Source organism: Pseudobutyrivibrio sp. ACV-2 (assembly GCF_900107545.1).
Classification (GTDB): domain Bacteria; phylum Bacillota; class Clostridia; order Lachnospirales; family Lachnospiraceae; genus Pseudobutyrivibrio.
The window spans coordinates 77,970-98,952 of sequence record NZ_FNQZ01000009.1; the positions used below are offsets into that span (position 1 = coordinate 77,970).

At 38.3% G+C, this 20,983-nt stretch carries 21 protein-coding genes, 1 pseudogene and 1 riboswitch; of the genes and pseudogenes, 3 read left to right on the forward strand and 19 right to left on the reverse strand.

All coding sequences use genetic code 11. The features are described 5' to 3' along the window. Nucleotides 1-69: 69 nt before the first annotated feature. From BLV53_RS10765 to dapA, 4 genes are read right to left on the reverse strand one after another with little or no spacing between them, the layout of a single operon-like run. A complete protein-coding gene (locus BLV53_RS10765) occupies nt 70-864 on the reverse strand; it encodes a TraX family protein (protein ID WP_170830826.1) in 795 nt (264 codons plus the stop codon). Continuing rightward, nucleotides 845-1,321, reverse strand: coding sequence for a KdsC family phosphatase (locus tag BLV53_RS10770; RefSeq protein WP_090300711.1), 477 nt, complete (start codon nt 1,319-1,321; stop codon nt 845-847). Before BLV53_RS10770 ends, BLV53_RS10765 begins: the two co-directional genes overlap by 20 nt. A gap of 42 nt (nt 1,322-1,363) precedes the next feature. Further along, on the reverse strand, nt 1,364-2,899 hold the full coding sequence (locus BLV53_RS10775; protein WP_090300713.1) for a Na+/H+ antiporter NhaC family protein: 1,536 nt from the start codon (nt 2,897-2,899) through the stop codon (nt 1,364-1,366). Further along, nucleotides 2,886-3,770: a 4-hydroxy-tetrahydrodipicolinate synthase gene (dapA, locus tag BLV53_RS10780; protein ID WP_090300715.1), complete on the reverse strand. Its 885-nt coding sequence runs from the start codon at nt 3,768-3,770 to the stop codon at nt 2,886-2,888. The genes BLV53_RS10775 and dapA overlap by 14 nt, the downstream gene beginning before the upstream one ends. 198 nt (nt 3,771-3,968) lie before the next feature. Then, nucleotides 3,969-4,145, reverse strand: a riboswitch (Lysine riboswitch). 112 nt (nt 4,146-4,257) lie between these two features. On the opposite strand from dapA, the gene BLV53_RS10785 reads away from it, so the two are divergent. Both BLV53_RS10785 and BLV53_RS10790 read left to right on the forward strand, forming a co-directional pair. Beyond that, nucleotides 4,258-5,061: an N-acetylmuramoyl-L-alanine amidase gene (locus BLV53_RS10785; RefSeq protein WP_170830827.1), complete on the forward strand. Its 804-nt coding sequence runs from the start codon at nt 4,258-4,260 to the stop codon at nt 5,059-5,061. An 18-nt stretch (nt 5,062-5,079) separates the two neighbouring features. Continuing rightward, complete coding sequence (locus tag BLV53_RS10790) at nt 5,080-6,054, forward strand: ion transporter (RefSeq protein WP_334292409.1); 975 nt, start codon at nt 5,080-5,082, stop codon at nt 6,052-6,054. On the opposite strand, the gene BLV53_RS10795 is transcribed toward BLV53_RS10790, so the two are convergent. Continuing rightward, complete coding sequence (locus BLV53_RS10795) at nt 6,051-7,463, reverse strand: GGDEF domain-containing protein (protein WP_170830829.1); 1,413 nt, start codon at nt 7,461-7,463, stop codon at nt 6,051-6,053. The genes BLV53_RS10790 and BLV53_RS10795 overlap by 4 nt on opposite strands. A 245-nt stretch (nt 7,464-7,708) precedes the next feature. Continuing rightward, a complete protein-coding gene (locus tag BLV53_RS10800) occupies nt 7,709-8,884 on the reverse strand; it encodes an aldo/keto reductase (RefSeq protein ID WP_090300722.1) in 1,176 nt (391 codons plus the stop codon). A 470-nt stretch (nt 8,885-9,354) separates the two neighbouring features. Between BLV53_RS10800 and BLV53_RS10805 the strand changes: the two genes are divergently transcribed. After that, a complete protein-coding gene (locus BLV53_RS10805) occupies nt 9,355-11,049 on the forward strand; it encodes an alpha-amylase family glycosyl hydrolase (protein ID WP_090300724.1) in 1,695 nt (564 codons plus the stop codon). Nucleotides 11,050-11,117: 68 nt separating this feature from the next. Here BLV53_RS10805 and BLV53_RS10810 read toward each other — a convergent pair whose 3' ends face one another. The 13 genes and pseudogenes from BLV53_RS10810 to BLV53_RS10870 all read right to left on the reverse strand — a co-directional run bounded on the left by BLV53_RS10810 (nt 11,118) and on the right by BLV53_RS10870 (nt 20,966). Beyond that, entirely contained in the window at nt 11,118-11,996 is an 879-nt protein-coding gene (locus BLV53_RS10810; protein ID WP_090300726.1) for an SPL family radical SAM protein, read from the reverse strand. Between the two features lie 421 nt (nt 11,997-12,417). Beyond that, nucleotides 12,418-12,621, reverse strand: coding sequence for a type II toxin-antitoxin system RelE/ParE family toxin (locus BLV53_RS17845; protein ID WP_442960181.1), 204 nt, complete (start codon nt 12,619-12,621; stop codon nt 12,418-12,420). A gap of 285 nt (nt 12,622-12,906) precedes the next feature. Next, a complete protein-coding gene (locus BLV53_RS10820) occupies nt 12,907-13,686 on the reverse strand; it encodes a hypothetical protein (RefSeq protein ID WP_090300731.1) in 780 nt (259 codons plus the stop codon). 28 nt (nt 13,687-13,714) lie between these two features. Next, on the reverse strand, nt 13,715-14,170 hold the full coding sequence (locus BLV53_RS10825; protein ID WP_090300733.1) for a hypothetical protein: 456 nt from the start codon (nt 14,168-14,170) through the stop codon (nt 13,715-13,717). 38 nt (nt 14,171-14,208) lie between these two features. After that, the gene (locus BLV53_RS10830) at nt 14,209-14,853 is read right to left on the reverse strand and encodes a hypothetical protein (protein ID WP_090300735.1); all 645 of its coding nucleotides are present in this window, start codon (nt 14,851-14,853) and stop codon (nt 14,209-14,211) included. 1 nt (nt 14,854) lies between these two features. Continuing rightward, complete coding sequence (locus tag BLV53_RS10835) at nt 14,855-15,292, reverse strand: hypothetical protein (protein WP_090300738.1); 438 nt, start codon at nt 15,290-15,292, stop codon at nt 14,855-14,857. Between the two features lie 37 nt (nt 15,293-15,329). Beyond that, nucleotides 15,330-17,231 (reverse strand): RNA polymerase sigma factor, encoded by a 1,902-nt coding sequence (locus BLV53_RS10840; RefSeq protein ID WP_090300740.1) that lies wholly within the window; start codon nt 17,229-17,231, stop codon nt 15,330-15,332. Nucleotides 17,232-17,639: 408 nt separating this feature from the next. Further along, nucleotides 17,640-17,843, reverse strand: coding sequence for a YitT family protein (locus BLV53_RS10845; RefSeq protein ID WP_278335392.1), 204 nt, complete (start codon nt 17,841-17,843; stop codon nt 17,640-17,642). 158 nt (nt 17,844-18,001) lie between these two features. Continuing rightward, the gene (locus tag BLV53_RS10850; protein WP_242879087.1) at nt 18,002-18,364 is read right to left on the reverse strand and encodes a recombinase zinc ribbon domain-containing protein; all 363 of its coding nucleotides are present in this window, start codon (nt 18,362-18,364) and stop codon (nt 18,002-18,004) included. Continuing rightward, nucleotides 18,361-19,218, reverse strand: a complete 858-nt coding sequence (gene dinD, locus BLV53_RS10855) for a DNA damage-inducible protein D (protein ID WP_090300744.1) — start codon at nt 19,216-19,218, stop codon at nt 18,361-18,363. The genes BLV53_RS10850 and dinD overlap by 4 nt, the downstream gene beginning before the upstream one ends. A gap of 174 nt (nt 19,219-19,392) precedes the next feature. Further along, entirely contained in the window at nt 19,393-19,764 is a 372-nt protein-coding gene (locus tag BLV53_RS10860; protein ID WP_330388359.1) for a class I SAM-dependent methyltransferase, read from the reverse strand. A gap of 66 nt (nt 19,765-19,830) precedes the next feature. Next, nucleotides 19,831-20,151, reverse strand: a pseudogene (locus BLV53_RS10865) (hypothetical protein); the annotation flags it as partial. A gap of 59 nt (nt 20,152-20,210) precedes the next feature. Continuing rightward, on the reverse strand, nt 20,211-20,966 hold the full coding sequence (locus tag BLV53_RS10870; protein ID WP_170830831.1) for a GNAT family N-acetyltransferase: 756 nt from the start codon (nt 20,964-20,966) through the stop codon (nt 20,211-20,213). Nucleotides 20,967-20,983 lie beyond the last annotated feature (17 nt).

The window sequence follows — 20,983 nt, forward strand, 5'->3', positions numbered from 1 at the left end:
TTTGTAAAATATAATTTGCATTAAATAAACCACGGTTCATTTAAAATTGCTCAAACTTTCGATATTCTATCACAATAATATTAATCTAGCAATATAAATTATGATTAAATGTAAAGGATAAAAAGTATAGAAAAAAACACGTAAAAACTTTGAATCACGTCCACGCTTCCCATTATAAAAGAAAAATGGAATTAACATAATAAAAGCAAACACTTCAATATTTCCAGACATAAGAGCCAGCATCAGTACGCCCATACCAAAGGATGTTAGGCGCTGCTCCTTTGTGACACCATATAAAAAATACATGACACTGATACATGCAATGCCGCCTTCTGAATAATCAAGCTGTAACAGGTGTCCTATTCCCATTCCTGCAAGCATTATGGCTGCTGCAAGGACACGTCTCAATCGCTCATCTTTTATGGCATCCTCGGTTTTGTAGAGAACAGAATGTATAGCAAGTAGCACCAACAGCCCGAGGGCCAACTCCCACATAACATTATTATGAGTCCAATCTATAAGCTTCCATCTTAATGCCAAATCAAATGGAAGCTCGGAAACTACAGCCATTGTAAGAATTCTTTGGACATATTTCGTAAGATTGGAGGTATGTAAAAAGCCCTCTACAAGCATGTAGCAATAAATAGGGAATGCCATGCGACCAATACGCCTCATGACCATGTAAACAGTCCTGTAATGATTGAAAACATCCACATCCGTCTGCTGATTGAGCCAGTACAACAGAAAACCTGCTGCAATATGGTCAATAAGCATGGTAACTACTGCTATAGTCTTCAGGCCAGTTCCTGTTATTTCAAATCTTTTGACTGCATTTTGCACCATTTTAAAGTACCAACCATTCAATGAATTCTCTAACGCAGCCTCTGCCACCATCCTTTGTGGCTACAAAATCAGCCATTTCAATAACTTCCTTTGCTGAATCAGCAGGACATCCTACAAGACCACCTTCTGCCTGAATAGCCTTCATAGCTGTTAAATCGTTTAAATCATCGCCCATGTAGGCACAGTCCTTTAATGTCTTTCCATAGGCAGACAGTATTCCTTTAAGCTTTGATAGCTTATCAGATACCCCCTGATATACCTGGGTAATTCCAAGTTCCTTTGCTCGGTTTTCTACGATTTTGCTGGTTCTTCCTGTGATAATAACAGGCTTAACCCCTGCTGGGATAAGCTGATTTGCTATGCCGTATCCATCCTTGATGTTAAAGGCTTTACACAACTCCCCATTTTCCCCCATGTACACACAACCATCAGTCAGTGTTCCATCAACATCCAATACTAAAAAGCTTACATTCTTCATAAAAAAATCTCCTTAGCGAAATACTAAGGAGATTATACTACATTATTGAGCTTTCTGTCTTTGAGAAACTGTCTTTAGAGCAAACAGTGTTCCTATCATAAGAATGATACCGATAACCAGGCATACAAACCAATTTCTGATAAATCCTGAAATAATATAGGATACAAGCGACACACCAGCTACAGTAAATGCGTATGGAAGCTGAGTACTTACATGGGCAATATGGTTACAATCTGCACCAGCTGACGCCATGATAGTTGTATCTGAAATTGGTGAGCAGTGATCGCCACAAACAGCGCCTGCCATACAAGCTGAAATTGCAATAATCATAAGCTCGTTGTTTACATCGCCACCGAATACATTTACAACGATAGGAATAAGGATACCAAAGGTTCCCCAAGATGTTCCTGTGGCAAATGCAAGGAAAATACCTACAAGGAATACAAGTGCTGGAAGCAGACTCATAAGGGCGTGATTATCAGCAACATTAGCTACGATTCCTGCAACATATTCCTTTGCTCCAAGAGAGTCTGTCATAGACTTTAAGGTCCATGCAAATGTAAGAACTAAAATAGCAGGTACCATAGACTTGAAGCCTTCTGGAATAGCATTCATACATTCGTTGAAGCTAAGAACTCTTGTAATAAGGTAGAAAGCAATTGTGATTACAAGTGCAACTACTGAACCATAAACAAGTCCTACTGATGCATCCGAATTTGAGAATGCATCTACAAATGACTCACCTGAGAAAAATCCGCCTGTGTAAATCATACCGATTACGTTGCAGATGATAAGTGCAGCGATTGGAAGTACAAGATGAATTACTGAGCCTCTCTCTGAAACTGGTGGATGAGGCTGGTCCTCAGCACCTGTAAGGGATGCACCGTGTTTCTTTTTCTCCTTAATAGCCGCTCTGTGATTAAGCTCTGCTAAATTCATTGCGCCGTAATCAAACTTCATATAAGTGATGGTAAACATCATTACAAGTGTAAGCAATGCATAGAAGTTGTAAGGAATGGCTCTGATGAAAAGTGTCAATCCATTTGCCCCATCGACGAAGCCTGTAACAGCTGCTGCCCACGAAGAAATAGGAGCGATGATACAAACAGGAGCTGCAGTAGCATCGATAAGATAAGCAAGCTTTTCACGGGAAATGCCATGCTTGTCAGTAACAGGTCGCATAACCGAACCTACTGTAAGGCAGTTGAAATAATCGTCGATGAAAATAAGCATACCAAGGATGATTGTAGCAACCTGAGCTCCAGCTTTTGTTTTAACATGGGTTACTGCCCATTTACCAAATGCAGAAGAACCACCGGCTCTGTTCATAAGCATGACCATACTTCCAAGTACAACAAGGAAAATAAGAATACCTACGTTCCAGCTATCTGCAAGCTGACCAATCATACCATCTACAAATATATGCTCCATGGCAGCTGTAAGATTAAATCCTGCGTATAAAAGTCCACCTGTAAAAATACCGATGAACAAAGAGGAGTAAACCTCTTTAGTGATAAGCGCTAACACGATAGCAATAAGTGGTGGTAACAGGGACCAAATTGTATTAGTAAATTCCATAAGACTTCATAGCCTCCTCTAAAGTTTTTGCGTGGGCATCTTCCATTTCAGTCAAAGGCTTTCTGAGTGGACCTGCCTCAAATCCCATAATGTTAAGAGCCTTCTTAACTGGGATTGGATTAACCTCTGAGAATAATGCATCAATAAGTGGCAATGCCTCAAGCTGCATTTTGGCTGCCTTCTTGAAATCGTTATCGAGGCATGCCTGGCACAAATCATGCGTCTGCTGTGGAGCAACATTTGAAAGAACCGAGATAACTCCAAGACCACCAAGTGACATGATTGGCACAATCTGGTCATCATTTCCTGAGTAAACATCGATGCAACCATCTGCAAGCTGAAGGAGTTTTGCAATCTGAGAAAGATTTCCACTGGCTTCTTTAATTGCAACGATGTTATCCACATCTTTTGCAAGTTTTACCGCTGTTTCAGGTAAAATGTTGCAGCCTGTTCTTGATGGAACATTATATAAAATGCAAGGAAGCGAGATTGCATCTGCTGTATCCTTAAAATGAACGTAAAGTCCTTTTTGAGTAGCTTTGTTATAGTATGGTGTAACCAAAAGCACTGCATCAGCGCCTGCCTTTTCAGCCTCCTGTGAAAGATAGATAGCTGTCTCAGTTGAATTTGAACCTGTACCTGCGATGACAGGGACTCTATGATTTACAGTCTGTACACAATGCTTGATAACATCTATATGCTCCTCGTGGGAAAGGGTTGATGCCTCGCCTGTAGTTCCACAGATAACGATTGCATCGGTGTTGTTTTTGATTTGGAATTCAATAAGGTTGTCCAGGTTTTCGTAGTTTACGGAACCGTCGTTATTGAATGGTGTTGCGATAGCAACAGCTGCGCCAGTAAAAATGCTCATCTCATATCCTCCTGCTTACTTGACAAATAATTTAGTCCGCCGTCCATATCGCTATATACCATTTTTAATATCGCTTGCGCTATACTCATTAAAAATGGCATATAGCGATACGGCCGGCTCATTTAAATTTTAGACAAACAACAAAATAAAAGCTGCCCACGTTAAATGGACAGCTTTTTGCGTTTACGTTCTACGATTTATCATGATAGCTCCCCATTTATTTCTAAATGACAGTCATACGGATGTTATCCGTATGCCCAAGACTTACGTCTACAGACGACGCACTCTTTCGGCGAAATTCCCTTTTATCTCATATCACTTGGGCCTGTCCCATCAATGAGATTACTAATGTTTCTCGCAACCTCTATCTTTTATTAAGTTGTGTTTATACTAAACCTATGCGTGGTGCATGTCAACATAAAATTGATAAAGAAAGATGTGAATGTTAAAATATTTTTAGATTTGAATTCTAACGAGGATGAGTTGTATGAAAAATTTAAACAAAAAACTATTGGCAGTTTTACTTAGCGCCTCAATCATTGTGACAGGTGTGGTCGGTTCTTCTACCACCGCCGATGCCAAGAAAAAATCTGCCAAATCTACTAAATCAAACAACATAGTTGTTGTGTTGGATGCTGGCCACGACTCAGCGCATTTTGGGTGCCATACTGACAGATTTATTGAGGAAACTGCGAATCTATATATCGCTTACTACTGCAAGCAGGAGCTGGAAAAATACAATGATGTCACCGTGTATATGACACGCTACGGCTTTGAGTGCCCTTATGGTCTTGAGGAAAATAACAAGGCCGACTGCCTTTCTAATAGGGTGGACTTTGCAAAATCTGTTAAGGCTGATGTGCTGGTTTCACTTCACAACGACTATGATCCTGATTTGGATGTCACACAAAACGGTTCTAAAATAATCGTTCCAAATCAAAACTATAAACCTGATATTTCTAACAAAGGAATCGCCCTTGGTCAGTCTATTCTTACCCAGCTTACGACTACAGGCCTGAATATCAACGATTGGAAACTCTGCCCTAACGGAACCGGCATTGTTACCAGAGATTCGTCGTCAAGTACCTATCCTGATGGCTCAGCCAAGGACTACTATGCCCTTATCAACAAATCTAAAACCGCAGGCTTTACCTGCGTAATTGTTGAGCATGGATTCTGCACCAACGAGTCCGATTTGACAAATCATTTGAGCACGCCTGAGCAATACCAGGAGCTTGGTATAGCTGACGCAACGGGCATCGCAAACTACTATGGATTAAAATTAAAATAATCGATTTCTACGGGAGAAGTGAAGTTGAAAAAACTAAGCAAAGAAAGAATTTATCATATTATTCAAATTGGAAATAAGGGGGATATTTTAAGTCAGGCCTTTGACATTTTTATCACCATTACAATTTGTCTAAATATATTAGTGATGGTGCTACAAACTTACGATCAGCTGGCTCCATTTTATCCTGTCTTTGATGTCATTTCATTCATCACTATTCTCATATTCTGCGTGGAATACGCTCTTAGGATTTGGACTGCCGATTATCTTTTTCCTGAAGTTCCACACAAAAACGCCATCATAAAATTCCTATTATCTTACGATGGCGTTGTAGATTTACTCACTATTCTTCCATTTTTCTTTCTTTCAGGATTTGTGGCATTTAGAATTCTTCGAGTTATAAGAATCTTTCATCTTTTTCGAATTAATGGTCAATACGATTCATTCGCCATTATATTTGCTGTCATGAAGGAAAAGAAAAACCAGATTTGGTCTTCACTTGTCATCATCATGATTCTGATGCTGGCAAGCTCTATAGGCATTTATTATGCCGAGCACGAGGCCCAGCCTTATGCCTTCAAAAATGCATTCTCAGGAATGTGGTGGTCTGTGTCTACTGTTCTGACCGTTGGATACGGTGATCTTTATCCAGTCACTACCATGGGTAGGATTATGGCTATCTGCACCGCTTTTTTAGGTGTGGGTGTTGTGGCTGTTCCAACAGGTATTATCAGTGCTGGTTTTGTTGAGCACTATTCCAAGGCAAAGCTTCAGGCCAAATTTGCAAACGATGAGCACATCGATATGCTCACTGTCAAAGTCAACGATGCTCACTGCTGGAACGGACTTAAAGTATCAGAAATTGGCACACCAGACCACTTCAATCCATGTGTGATTATGCGCGATGGCGAAGCCCTTGTTCCTACTTCAGATTTATCACTTAAGCCTGGGGATACTGTTATTCTTGCGGCAGATACTTACCTGTCTCCACTTTAGCGGCCAGATAATCTGGTCACAGCATTATGAAATTCCTCATCAGGCAAATCCATTGCCAGAATGTCATCTGCTTTTAGTTCCTTTGCATAGGCTTCTGCCTTTTTGGTATTTACAACTGCAATAACTGGAATTTTGGCAAAGGACTCTCGCTGCTTAAGATATTTGATTGCGAATACTCCTAAGCCCTCATCGATATCCAGTTCGATCATAATGATTTTTATCTGGTCATGATACCTGCTAACCACACGTAAAGCCTCATCATCGTTTGCCGCATGTATTACGTGGAATCGTTTGCCCTCTTCTTCAAATAATCTAGCCACTGCTTCATGCTTTTCTTTGCTCATAATCAGCAGTGAGTCTCTATCTACTATGTCATCCTCAATTACCCAGGTTGTGCAACAATTTTTCCCTATTATTTTTGATTTATACAAGGCATCATCCGCCAATGAAAAAATGGTCTCTCGTTTCAAATCACCTGAACCGATTACTGCTCCAATACTTGCAGTAACTCTATGCTCTCCGCCTAGATTTATGTCACCTATAAACATCTGAAGGGCTGTGCATCTGGAATGCAAAATGTTTTCATCTGACATTCTAGGCATCACAACTACAAATTCATCGCCTCCGTAACGTCCCACAATATCGTAAGCACGGAAGTTTTCAATCAAAAGCTGCCCCACTCTTTCCAGAAGCATATCGCCTGTACTGTGACCTAAATTGTCATTTACATATTTAAAATCATCCAGGTCGATGACGCACATAGCGCAGGATTCCTCTGGCTTTTTCTTCTCAAAATAGCAATCCATGTGTTCAATTAATGCATTTTTATTTAGCACATGGGTCAATTTGTCCAGCGCACTAAGTCTTGTGACTTCCTTCATTGACAAAGTTTCTCTTGCTCTCATCTCCAAAATGATTCTTGCAGAGATAAATGAAATCACATAGGCACAAATTGAAATATATAAATCACGGATAAAGCCGTCTATTGGTTTGGCAATATATGAGAAAATCAGAAGAATTGATAGAACTACCGCTTCCTCAAAACAGTATTTGTAGGTTCTGTCGATGAAAAGCATAGGCAGTGCGATTACGGCAATTGGAAGCCAAATCGCCTGTCCGGCAGGTGCTTCAAATATGTCTATTGCAGCAAGAATCACACCAAGGAAAAAATAAAAAGTACAACAAATAGCCGCAGTTTTGGCAGTGCTAATCTGCCCCTTGTTTTTTAAAGTGTAAATATTGATAAACAGATATATCACAAGCAACGGAACAGGGGAAAGATGAATTAAAGAAACGTGGAAATTATCCAATAGAAAACCAGAAATAGTAAGCATAAAAATATAAACTATAGATATATACATGCAGCTTTTTCTAAGCATGTATAAATTATTATCGTCTATAGTATCCATGCATTCTCTAAAATACTTGCCAATAACATAATTGTCATCTTTATAATATTTTAACTGTTTACTAATCGTTTCCTTGAGACGCAAAATAATTATACCTTTACAGAAAACTAACAATAGTGCACCATACACCTTTAATCTATCAAAATTTTTCCTCTCATTGTTGTGTATTATGTGAATATAATGTGAAATTTGATACAAAAAATGCTGTGGGGCATAATTTACCTCACAGCCTGTATATTTATCCATTATTTAATCAATACTTTTCTTGAAATATCAATACCTATTTTGTATGGAAGTGGCCTCAAATCTCGGTCTGCCTCCTTTAATTTTTCCCTGATACTTATATGCTGTGGACAGTGTTGCTCACATTTTCCGCAACCAATGCACTGGGATGCAAAGCCTGGCTCTTTTCTAAGCCCCATGTTTTGTGCAAACTCAAATCTGGCAGCCGATTTTTTCTCCATATACATCAGGTTGTAGTAATGGAAATTGCCTGGAATATCCACTCCCTTAGGGCATGGCATACAGTATCTACAGCCTGTGCAGCCTACCTTTTCACGCTCTTTAATAATGGTCTTTATCTGTTCAACCAGGGTGAAATCATCTTCATTAAAGTCCCCTGCATTGGTATTTGATGCAATCCTTACGTTTTCATCAAGCATCTCCATGGAATTCATTCCTGATAACACACAGGTAACCTGAGGCTGATTCCATAGCCATTTCAGGCCCAATTCTGCAGGAGTGTAGCCCTTGTCGGAGGCAGCCAAAAGCTGTTTTGCTTTATCAGGAAGATTTACAAGCTTTCCACCTCTAAGTGGTTCCATAATTACCACAGGAATCCCCTTTTCAGCGGCAGCCATCAAACCTTTGCGGCCAGCCTGGGAATTTTCATCCAGATAATTGTACTGAATCTGACAAAAATCCCAATCATAGGAGTTTAAGATTTTGAGGAACATTTCTGTGTCCCCATGATATGAAAAGCCTATATTTCTAATAGCTCCACTAGCCTTTTTATCCTCAATCCACTGTTTGATTTCTAATGTGTTCAGATGCTCCCACTCACTATAGTCAGTAAACATGTGCATCAAATAATAATCTATATAATCAGTCCTGAGCCTAGATAATTCCTCTTTGAAGGTTTTTTCTATCTGCTCCTTTGAGCGCATCAAATACTGTGGCAGCTTTGTGGCGATATTAACATTTTTGCGCTGACCACTTTCCTCTAGAATCCTTCCCAGAGCTTCCTCGCTTCCCGGATAAATATAGGCGGTATCGAAATAATTAACGCCTGCCTCTATGGCATGAATAATCTCAGATTTTGTCTTTTCATAGTCAACAGCGGTGCCCTTTTTTGTAAAACGCATGCAGCCGTAACCAAGCTGTGAAATATCATTTCCATATCTGTCTTTTCTGTATAACATTTGCTCGCTCTCCTTTTACCTGACTTCTATTATACAATATTTGATATTGAATAAAATACGGTTTTGTGCTAAATAATTGCGTGTAAGTTTTATTTATTGAGGAGGTTTTCTATGATTTTATGCCAATAATTTCAATATTTTGGTCAGAACGAATCACGCTTCTATTCTGCGCAACCGTTGCGCTAATTAGTGTAATTATAGCCAAATATAACAAAACGTATTTGTAGTTATTTCCGAAAAACATCCACCCATATTGACACACATGCGCATTATCATTTATTTTGAATATCAGATGGTGGCTGGAAACGTTTCCATGATTGAGGGGCTGCGAAACCGTTTGCGCACCGCTATGGGGCCCATATAAAATTTCTACGAGTAGCCATTTGGGGCTCGCAGAAGAAATGTAACGCCAGATAATATTTTATCTGGGAGAATAAATATTGTTGGGAAAAAATTGGGAGGGTTATAAAATGCATAACAAGAGTGTTTTTAAGAAACTATTATCATTTGCTTTAGCTTCTGGAATCGTTTTCGGCGGATTTGGATTAAATGCTACAGAAGTAGAAGCTGCAACAAATAGTTATGGACTGGCTACCAATATCAAAGATGGCAACATTTTGCACTGCTTTGACTGGACCTATCAGCAGATAATTGATGAACTTCCAAATATCGCTGCTGCCGGTTTCACATCTATCCAAACTTCTCCAGCACAGCCAGCCAATTCATCCAGCGGATCAGCTTGGTATTATCTCTATCAGCCAAACGGATTTTATGTGGCAAACGCAGGCCTTGGCTCTGAAGCCGACCTTAAGAGACTATGTAGCGCAGCTGACAACTATGGCATTAAAGTAATTGTGGATGTTGTGGCAAACCATTTAGCAGGGGACCACACAAACATCGATAACAGCCTTAGAGATTCTCAATATTGGCACAACTTATCATCAGGAATTGACTACAACAATCGTTACGAAATCACTCATAAAGACATCGGTATGGCAGATTTGAATTCTGAACACCCTTATGTACAGGAAAAAGTGAGAAACTATATTTCTCAGCTTAAATCAGATGGCGTTGACGGAATCAGATGGGATGCAGCAAAACACATTTCACTTCCATCAGAATCATGCGGCTTTTGGAGTAGTGTAATCGATAGTTCTCTTTTCAATTACGGCGAAATCTTAGATACTCCTGTAGGAGGAAACACATCATTAGCAAATAGTCTCATGAGCGAATACACCGACTATATGTCTGTTTTAGACTCAGTTTACAGTTCAACTGTTATGGGTGCTTTCAAGAACGGCACTGTTCCTACCTCTTATGGTAGCTGGGTAAATGTCAGCGGCATCGATGACAACGAACTGGTTTATTTTGCAGAAAGTCACGATACATTCTCAAATGATGAAACTGAAGAAGGTTGGACAAAATATATTGACCAGAACAAGGTTGATAGAGCTTATGCCATCCTTGGAGCTAAGTCAAATTCATCAGCACTTTATTTCTCAAGACCTTCTGCGACAAACAAGCACTCAATCAAAATTGGTGCAAAGGGCAGCACTCACTTTAAGAGCAAGGAAGTAGCTGCTGTAAACAAGCTTCACAATGAATGTGTAGGTCAAAAGGAATATTATAGCACCTCTGGAAATACTGCTATCCTCTCTAGAGAAACTGGCGCTTCAATCGCACTAGGTTCTGGAAGCAATCAGGATATTACAGTTCAAAATCCAGGCAGCACTCTTCAGCCAGGCACTTATAAGGATCAGGTAAGTGGCGGCACATTTACAGTTACAGACTCACAGATTAAAGGACATATTGGTTCAACAGGTATTGCTGTTTTACTTAAAGACTCTAATCCTAATCCTGTGATTAAGGATATGACACTTTATTTTTCAAACAACTATAATTGGAACAATGTGTATGCATATGCATGGGGTGGTTCTGCAGATATGAATTGGCCAGGACAGGCAATGACATATGTGACAAAGAACAACTACAACGAATCAATTTATTCGATTACAGTTCCAACCGACATCACTGGTTTAATTTTTAGTGATGGAAACGGAAATCAGACTATAGATTTAAAGGACGGCTTCACTGACGGACTTGGCTACTATATTTCCGGCAATTCAAGTGATAAGTATAGTGTAGGTACATATACTTATAAATAACAACTCCTTCATTTTTAAAGGCTGCTATGAAAATTTACGTTTCATAGCAGCCTTTATTATTCCCCTTTTTACAGGTCAAATATGCTCATCTGAGAATACTTCTCTGGCAGTTCATTCATATATCTAAAGCAGTCCTCCGGGTTTGACAAAATGCCATTTGCTTTACAGATTTTTTGAAATAGCATTCTTAATTCTTTGGCGTTAGGGCTTGGCAGCTCGTACGCATTTCCGTACTGCTTAATATATCTTTCCTTCATCCCAGGAAAATATTTATCTAGTGCTGCATAATAATACTCTCTATCTCCCTCACGAAGGGTCAGTCCCATTCCAAAATCAATAATCCCCTTTACACCAATGCGAATGCATTCATTTAAAATGGCTGTGATGTTTTCTTCAGTATCATTTATGAATGGAAGTATGGGAGTTATCCAGACAACAGTGGGTATGCCCCTCTTTTGCATTTCTTCTAACACCTCAATGCGTCGCTTTGTATTACAGACATTGGGTTCTAATATTTTGCACAAATCATCATCGTAGGTGGTCAGTGTCATCTGGACCACACATTTTGCAGTCTGATTTATTTCATCCAAAAGGTCTAGATCCCTCATAATCTTATCCGACTTGGTCTGTATAGCCAGCCCAAAGCCGTATTGCTTTATGATTTCAAGACACCTTTTTGTCAGACCTAGTTCCTCTTCGCAGTGCATATATGGGTCCGACATGGCACCTGTTCCAATCATGCATCGGTGCTTTTTTGATTTAAGTGCCCGCTCTAACAGCTCAGGTGCATTTTGCTTTACCTCAATATCCTCAAATGGATGAGTGAACTGATAGCACTTGCTTCGGCTGTCACAATATATACAGCCATGTGTGCATCCTCGATATATGTTCATTCCGCAATGACCACCGCTGGTTGCCAGTATTCCTTTTGCATCTACGAAGTGCATGGTACTTCCCCCTCCTGATGGTATAACTCTATATAATCTATATACTACTATATAATCATTATCGCACCAATATTTTAAGCGGAAGTTATGGAGAATCAACAAAATCCGTTTCCAAGCAGGCACCAGCCGCGTTTACCAATTCAGCAGGAATTCTTTCATTTGTAAAATATACAAGTATAATTTTGTCTAGGTACTTTGAAAATGGAATAATGAAGTGATCCTTAGGCCTGCATTTTATCTATTCCCTTTAATGTTATGGAGTCCATCATAATAAGCTTTGTATCGATAATAGGTACGCCTACTCATTCCTGTGGAATTCATTATCTCGGTAATTCAGCTTGTGTCATATCTGCATCAATCCTCGCTTGCAAGAGAGCTGCCTGAATCTGATATTCTAGTTCTAAAGATTCCCATTCTTTTTTTAATCAGGATTCTTCAAATCTTTTGCCAGTCTTCTTTGAAAATCACTTTTTTCTCCATTACCATACCTCCCATAGTAGTCCGCTCGTCTAAACTTTGCCAACTCTATCTCCGATTTAGGAGTCTTATTTGTTTTCTTAGTAAATCCATTTGTTATTGCCGTAAAATTGGATGTTCCATGACACTGTAAATGGAGCCAAGGCAAGCTGTATCATTTACAGCATGGTTCAAACGGCAAGAATGAATAATCTCAATGTAGAAGAGTATTTTAAATACATCCTGGAAAACTGTCGTGGTAAAAAATCTCTCAGTAAAAAAGATGCAAAAAAATTTTTGCCATGGTCACCAAGTTTACCAGAGAATCTAAAAAATCCAGCAAAGGCTTAAAATAGCCTGTCGCTGGATTTTTTTATTGTACTTATATGTGTCTTTGCTTGAACGTTTACGAAAGAACTCAAACCTTAATTGGGTATCTTTCCTTTTGATTGCTTTAATTCAGCTTACTACTGCTACAGTATGGAACCTGGTTCTGCCAAAACGATATAACTTTTGAAGTATCAGGGTCAATATAAAACAAATAAGTTGTACCAGTGCTTATATAATAACCAGTCCATTCTGCATTCTTAAATGTCCTAGGATAATATGTGTACTTCAGCAATGTGCAATGTATCAATTCATGATTTTCATCTGTAATTGAGTCCTCTGTTTCTTCAAAATCAACACTTTCAAAGTTTTCTTCAGCTAATGCAATCACATCATCCTTACTCATTTCTAGTATCTCTTGATAACTCATTCCGTTTAGATAGTGGCTATAAGTAGCTGCTGAAAAAGTACATACATTAACTATTGGTAACTGCGAAATCGGTGTCTCCTCATCATAGCAATTATATACATCTAACTCTATCCACTCGTTTCCATCTCTATAGATCATCACTCTATCCTTATAATCCACAAGTCTGTTTGGATCATATGGTTCCTTATCATCCATAAAGTCATAGGTATAATCTACTTCTGATTCTTCAACCTTTTTAAGAGCTTCCTCTAGTGTCATTCCTGGTACATAGAGAACATCATCAACTTGAACTGCTCTATCCGAAACACTATAATTTGACCATTCTGCAGAAGCAGCATAGTGCTTATATTCTCCTGGTGTACCTGTTACAGATTCCTCATTCTCGGAAGCCAACTCTGCATTGTTCGAATCTTTACACCCTGTAAAGCTTAATACACATAGTAACACACAAAAAATAGTTATAATTTTCTTTATCATGTTTATTCTCTCCTCAGTATATATAAATCTACCCTTCCATTTGAATTATCTCCTGACATCCACGATACGCTCTTAATAAAAATACTCCACTAATTAATATTCCAGAAAAGGGAAAAACATAGTAAAATGCACATAAAAAACTTACTACAAAACCAGCATACAAATAAGCACTCAGGAATGAAAAAACAAATCCATCACCGCCTTGTTCCCATCCTCTAATCCAAGCGTTCTTAATCAAAGATAAAAAGTATATCATTTTATCAAGTCCCATAATTAAAATAATAATAGTACTGGTTATACCAAATATAATAGGTAAATTAGCATATACACCCGGAGTAATACGGGAAAACTTTAAAGAAAAGATAAGTGAAACAATAGATGCAGCAAATGCAATCATCCATCTTTTCTTTCTCATCTCAAATTTATCAATAAACTCCTGTGCCATCTCAGCATTTTCAATTACTACTCCATTAAACTTTGTCATATTATTTTCCTTTCAAATTATTAATTCAATAGACATATTTATAATCCATACCCTGTAATCACGCTCAGCATATGCAATAAATACTTTATTCCTGCCGGAATAAAAACCATAGCCAAAACTAAAATAGCTATACAAATCAAACTCAAAACAATATCTTTTATCAATTCAGTGGAAGTCGTTTCTCTTTTGTTAAGCATTGAAACCTTTATCAAGCAAATCTTTGTATCAAAATACTCCCATCCAATATTTTCACTTAAAAGCCTACCGAAATGATAAATCCACTCAGCAACAAAGTATGCAGGTGTAATATTTATAATTAAAGTAAGAAGCACTAATCCAATAGAAGTTGCTACAAGCTCATATTGAGACATGCCATCTATTTTCATATTTCCCAAAGTTTCAAGCAACTCAATCCACTTATACTTATTAAAGATATTTAACAAATCAAGCAGCGTTGGTATGACGCTCCAACGTTGTGGAACAACAATGTTAATAATTACAACTGTCAGCAATGCGCTTGGAATCGCCAACCACTTTAAGTTCTTAACCACAGTCTTGCATATCTTATATAACCCAATAAAAATATACCAAGGCCATAAGATGCCCGCATTCTTTATTATCTTCTCAACAGGAACTTGAGTCTTATCAAGTGTCCCTACCTCTCTAATTACAATAGGTTCCATTCTAATTTCCTCTCTCTATTCCCATTTTTCCTAAAGCTTTATCCATATACCCAAGAGCTTTATCTTCAAAATGATCTGCAATACTCTCAATAATTCCCACTAAAAATACCAATGGCGTAGCAAGCATCACAGGAATAAATCCAAACAAACTAATAAGAATAGACATGAAAAAGAGAAAAACAAAGACAGCAAGTATTCCTCCTCCAATAAGTGTTCCAAATGTAATAAGAGCTCCTTTTTCATAAAACATGTCTTCGAATTGCAAAACAGCCAACATAATCATTGATACAGGCAAAAGAACAACCATGTACACTTTAACCAATTTCAATAAAGCCTTTCCAAGGCCACAAATCAAAGCATGAACCAAATTTACTATAAATGCCATAGTTCCAAACAGACACGCAAGAACTGATGAACTAAACAAAACTATATTTTTCATATATATCTTTCCTATCTACTATTAAAAACATCCTAATTTATGATTCATAATGTTGAACCAATTTAAATGTCTCAATCAATTTTCCATCCTTATAAAGTCGTACAGTATCACCGCCATCACATCCAGTTAGTACATAGCCAATTCCCCCTGGCTGCTGCCAACTTTTCCAAACCTCATATACATTGATACTTGTGGGTTCCAAATGCATATAACCAAAGTTAATATCTTCAGCGGCACCTTCGATTACACCATCTGGATATACGCCATCATAATCAGTAGATAAACTGATACTTATCATATTCCCTTTATCTGATGTGTATTTACCGGAAATATCAACATAATTAGAATCAGCTACAAAGCCTTCATCGATCACTCCAGAATCTACATTATCTTCCGGCATTTCAGCATTTAATTCTGCTTCATTTTCTGAAACATTATATTCGTCAATATCTGACTGATTTCCAGATTCCATTACTGCCAATTCCAAATCCTGTGGAATTTCAGGCAAGACTTCATTTGTTCCATTGATTAGTGCAACCCACTCTTTGCTGTGTTTCTTTGAGTACTCAAAATCCTCCTTTATTCCACGATGTTTTGAAATTAATGTCGTGATATCAACCCAATCAGAACATTCAAAATCACTATCTTTTAATTCCAAGTATACCTTTGTAACAGGTTCATCAATATATTCACTGATAGGGCATTCCTCGTCATTTACAAATACACTATAATCCATAAAATCCATACTATTTACAGTATTATCTTCTTCAACCCAACCTATGGTATATCTGCCATGAAAATTACCTTCAGTATCTGTCATTCCTAAAAATGTCTTATCAAATGTTAAATATGTAATTCCATCAAATGATTTTGCATACAGATGCGGTGTTTTTCCATCCTCATATAGATTGCTTAATCCGCCTGAAAAATAATCACTCATATCCACAAACGGCTCTGATGAAGTAGTAATATAAAATTTAGTTTCCTGTTCCTGTGTATCCTCATAAGTAACAATAGCTTCTCCCCAATTAATTGCAACATATGAACCTTGATTATAAAAATCTATAAAAACATGATTCAACTCAGTTTCAGAATCTTTATTATTCAGATAAACACCAGTACCAACTCCTCCTGCTAAAACTACTGCCGCAGTCACTCCAGCAATAACACCCTTTGTAGAGATAGTTGTCCCACCAATAGCCAAACCAGCCTTTGTAGCACCTGCAGCTGTTGTTAATGTTGCAGTTCCTTTTGCGGCTCCAACACCACTAAGCACAGAACTTGCTGCTGGTACAGCAACTTCGCATGCAAGTGCATCCTTCTTGAAAAGTGCAAAGAAGAATACCATTGGAAGAAGACCATAGAGCTTAGTTCCCTTCTTTTCAAGTTCAAGAACCTTATCCTTAATCTTGTTACGTCCATAGTTAAGACGGCTCTTAACTGTATTCTCTGAAACACCTAATGTCTCAGCAATCTCCTTAACAGACATTTCTTCCATATAAAACATTGTGATACACATTCTCTGCTCATCAGAAAGTTCAGCCATCATCTCTCTGATTAATCTTGAAGTCTCCTGCTGGTCAATTGCCAATTCGGGACATGTATCAACCCTGTCATCCTCAAAAGTATCACTAATATCACCCTCGTCTTCGTTCCCTGTTTCAGAGAATAACACTGGATTCTTTTTCTTTAATTCATTTAAAGAACGTGTGGTAACAATTCTGCCAAACCATGCTTCAAACTTTGATACTTCCTCTAACTGTTCTAAATTTTGAAATGCTTTTATATATGAATCCTGTAAAACATCCTGTGCAAGATCCTCATTCTTAAGATATTTAAGAGCTATGTAATAACTCTTCTGATAGGTATTCTCATACAAATATGTAATTCCTTCATTATTGCCTTCCTTGGCTAGTGCTACCGCACGTAGTATATCCATACTATCCTCCTACTACTTCTAAAATCTTTTTCAATATTTTCTCCGCTTGATACTTTGATAAAAACTGAGTATTCATTTCACTTTTAACCAACGAATAAAAGAAATTCATTGGATTAGGGTCCATTTTTATTCATTCAAAATCACCTCTTTTCTTGCCCTCATACTAATAAGACAATTCAAAAAGTGATTAGGTTTTAAAAAAATAAAAAAAATTTTAAAAAAATTTTTTCTTATGCTAAAACCAGAAAAAAACGCGAAAACATTAGAAATTCTATCATCCTCCCAAAATCAAAATCAACGAAAATTCACAGAATGTTCACATTTTCAGCAGATGAAACAAAAAAAAGAGGGAGAATACGGTAATAAATCTACCGGCATTCTTCCTCTTTGAGTATTATGCAACAATATTTATAAATACTTTTTCTGCTCTGTAAATCCTCGTCCCTTTACCTCAGATACACGACTGACAATAATAAATGCCTCCGGATCTATTTGGTGGACAAGTCGTTCTGCCTTTGCAAGCTCACGTGTAGAAACGATTGAAAGGCAAATCTCTGTATCTTTACCAAGATATCCTGTGCGACCATACATAACTGTAACTCCGCGGTCCACATCCTGAAGAAGTCTTATCCAGTGTCATGGTGTAAATGACAACTAAAATAATGCCATAAAGCACTAATCTGTGATCAGTAAAAATAGCCTGAACACCAAGAATAATAATATCGCACACCCACATAAGACACCTGAAATAGATGTGCCGAAAAATTTATTCATAACAATTGGTATATTACCGATACATGTGTTATCCCGTTTGCTTCATCAGGATATTCTCTGTCAAATAACGTTAATGCCGCATCCAGTATCTTCTCTTTGGTAGACATATCTTTCTCCATCAGCTCAGCTACTGCATCATTTACAATATCCTGTCCCCACTGCTTATGGTAATCGCACTTATGACCTGTGGTACCGGTGGGATGCTCGCAGGCATAATAAAAATAATCTCTATAAGTACCACCTTTTGGATGTCTCTTACGATTTACATTGCCGTACATATTGGCACCACATCCTGGGCACTTTAAGATACCTGTCAAAATATGTTCACGTTCAAGGCTATGCGTCTTAACGCGCTTCACTCCCCGTCCTGTGGTAATTTTCCAGATTCCTTTGCCAATTTCTTTTCCTCGGACTTAACCCTTCTTTCCAACTTTTTAATATCTTCCGAAGGCGGCAGTTCTTCCGGTTTAATTCCTCTTGTGCCAAGCATTTCACGTACAGATAAATTATTCTGTACATGCTCAGTCGTAATTGCACCTTCCCCCTGTAAATCTTTTTCTTCAACATTGTAATTTGTCATTTCAGTTGCAAGATTCTTAGCCGCAATTGTCAGCGTTGGTAAAAAATCAGCTAAAGGCCTTTTATCACTAACTCCTAATTTTTTCTTCATATCCTGTGTCGATTTTCCACCAAATAAAGCCTGGTCGCCTCTTGATCTAATGCGACCAAAACCAGCATCATCTACACCGCGCTCATAGATATTTTGTGATAATCTTTTCTCCGATTCACGAAGTTTTCCTCTTGCCTCAGTCCTTTCAATATACGCAATTCTTTCTTCAAGCAGTTCCTGTTTTCTTGTCTGAACCGCAAAATAACTTTGTGCAAAGGCAATCTCCTCTTTTCTCGGATCGCCATTCTGAGCAATAAGATAACATGCATATCTGGTAAGCATCATATCTTCTTTTTCTCTCATGGCTCCACTACCTATCTCAACCATTTTGCCGGCGCCGGCAAAATGGTCAGACACCTCTATTTCTGCACTTTCACAAGATTCCTTCGCTCTTTCAATAGCTTCCTTAAAACGTCTCCATGTTGCATACCCCAAACACTCCATCAATTCCCTTGCATACCAAAATTCAACGCTTCCGTCTTCTGTTATATGCATAATATCATCAAAGGTCTTTTTCATAGTCATAATAGTTTTTTTATCCATTGTTTATACACCCCTTTTCAAAATCACAAAATTAGCGCCCTTAAAGTAGTCGAATTCGACCACTTTAATCTTCTTTCTTCTCTTGTCTCATCTGCTCCATCCGCACATAATATACCAGCAGCCGCAGCAAGTATTTAGTAACACGCTTTTTGCCATGCTCCCAGTCACTTACTGTCATATATGGAATTTCAAAGTACTCACAATTACGCGGCCGACTCTGTTGTGCTTTGCAATGGACAAAACACCCTTCTTCTTTAGAACTCTCGTCAAAGCCTTTACCGCAGTTTCTTTATCATCAATGTATTCCAACACATTGTGACATATAATAATATCAAAAGTCTCGTCCTCAAACATAGACAAAGCATTAACATCTCCGACAATCTGATTGTATTCATTATCTTTCCAAGCATTAGAAAGCATTTTCTCAGATGGTTCTATGGCAGTGACATCATTTTTCTCAGCAAAGTGATTTGAAGTAATTCCTTCGCCACTACCAAAATCAAGAATCTTTTTTCCTTCTATGTTACCCAGCTGTTTCCATACTATTTTTTAACAATCTCTCCCATGCAGGAAACTCTGTAATATCGTGCATATTTGTCAGTCTCCAATTTCTTATATCATCTTAAACGCTTTCAGTGCTTCCACAATAGCATCTTCCTTTTCCTTCGGACACTGTGGCTGTCTAGCATCCTCAGACTTAGGCAGATTAAAATTTTCTGCCAATTTCAATCCGCATTTTCTCTTAACCTGAGCTATATAAAGACTCGAAACCTTCATCCCATCATTATGCTCTGCAACATACTTCTTTATCTTTTCGTAGGTTGCCTTTGTCTCAGCAGAAGCCCCTTCCAGTTCAGCTACATCCACATCTACATGAATATAATCATCCGGCTTCTGGCGAAGTTGGGAAAGAAGTACAACCGTCTCGACTGTTGTTTACTTGAGCAACCGAGTTTCATAATATCTACCGCTATATGCGAGACTTAAATATATTACTTCTTTTGGATTACCGTATTTATACCGATTGGCTTAAATCCGACGCTGAGAGCCGTTTTCTGTGAACCTGTATTCGTTTCAGCATGAGCCCATACAGGTCTTCTGCCCTGCCGCATGATTTCCTCACACATCTTGTATGCCAGATAGGATGCCAGACCATGGTGTCTGTGCGTTTCAGCTGTCTCAACACCAATATCCACTTCCTCCGGACCGACCGCACTTGAAAACGCCACGGCTGCAAAACTGCCATCTTCCTTACTTCTGGCCATAAATCCAAATCCGTTCCGCAAAAATACATCTCTATCTTTCCATGAAAAAGATGGCGTAATCCTTCCCTGAATGACACCTATATTGACTGCAGTTATGCGTTCAATAACAAAGCCGGCATCAAGTTCCGGTTGTTTTTCAATGATTCCGCCATGCGTGTATTCAATCCTTTTATCAACTCGGAGCAAGTCTCTGCCTGAATAATAGTCCGAAACAGACTTCAAATCTGTAATGAGTAAAAATCTTCGCTCCGTATCAGACACCAAAAAACTTCGATATACTTCTTCAAGAACATCTGTGCTCACATCCCCGGAGATATACGCAAAGCCGCAATAATGCCAAAACAATACACAGCCTTTGCCATCAACATAAATATCTCCATCCTGAGTCCCGGTCGCAATTGATAAAGGATAAACCCGGTTAGCCGGGCATTCGTTAGCACATTTAATATATTCTTTGTATCTGTTTCTATCAACTTTATTCAACGAAATACACCTCTATA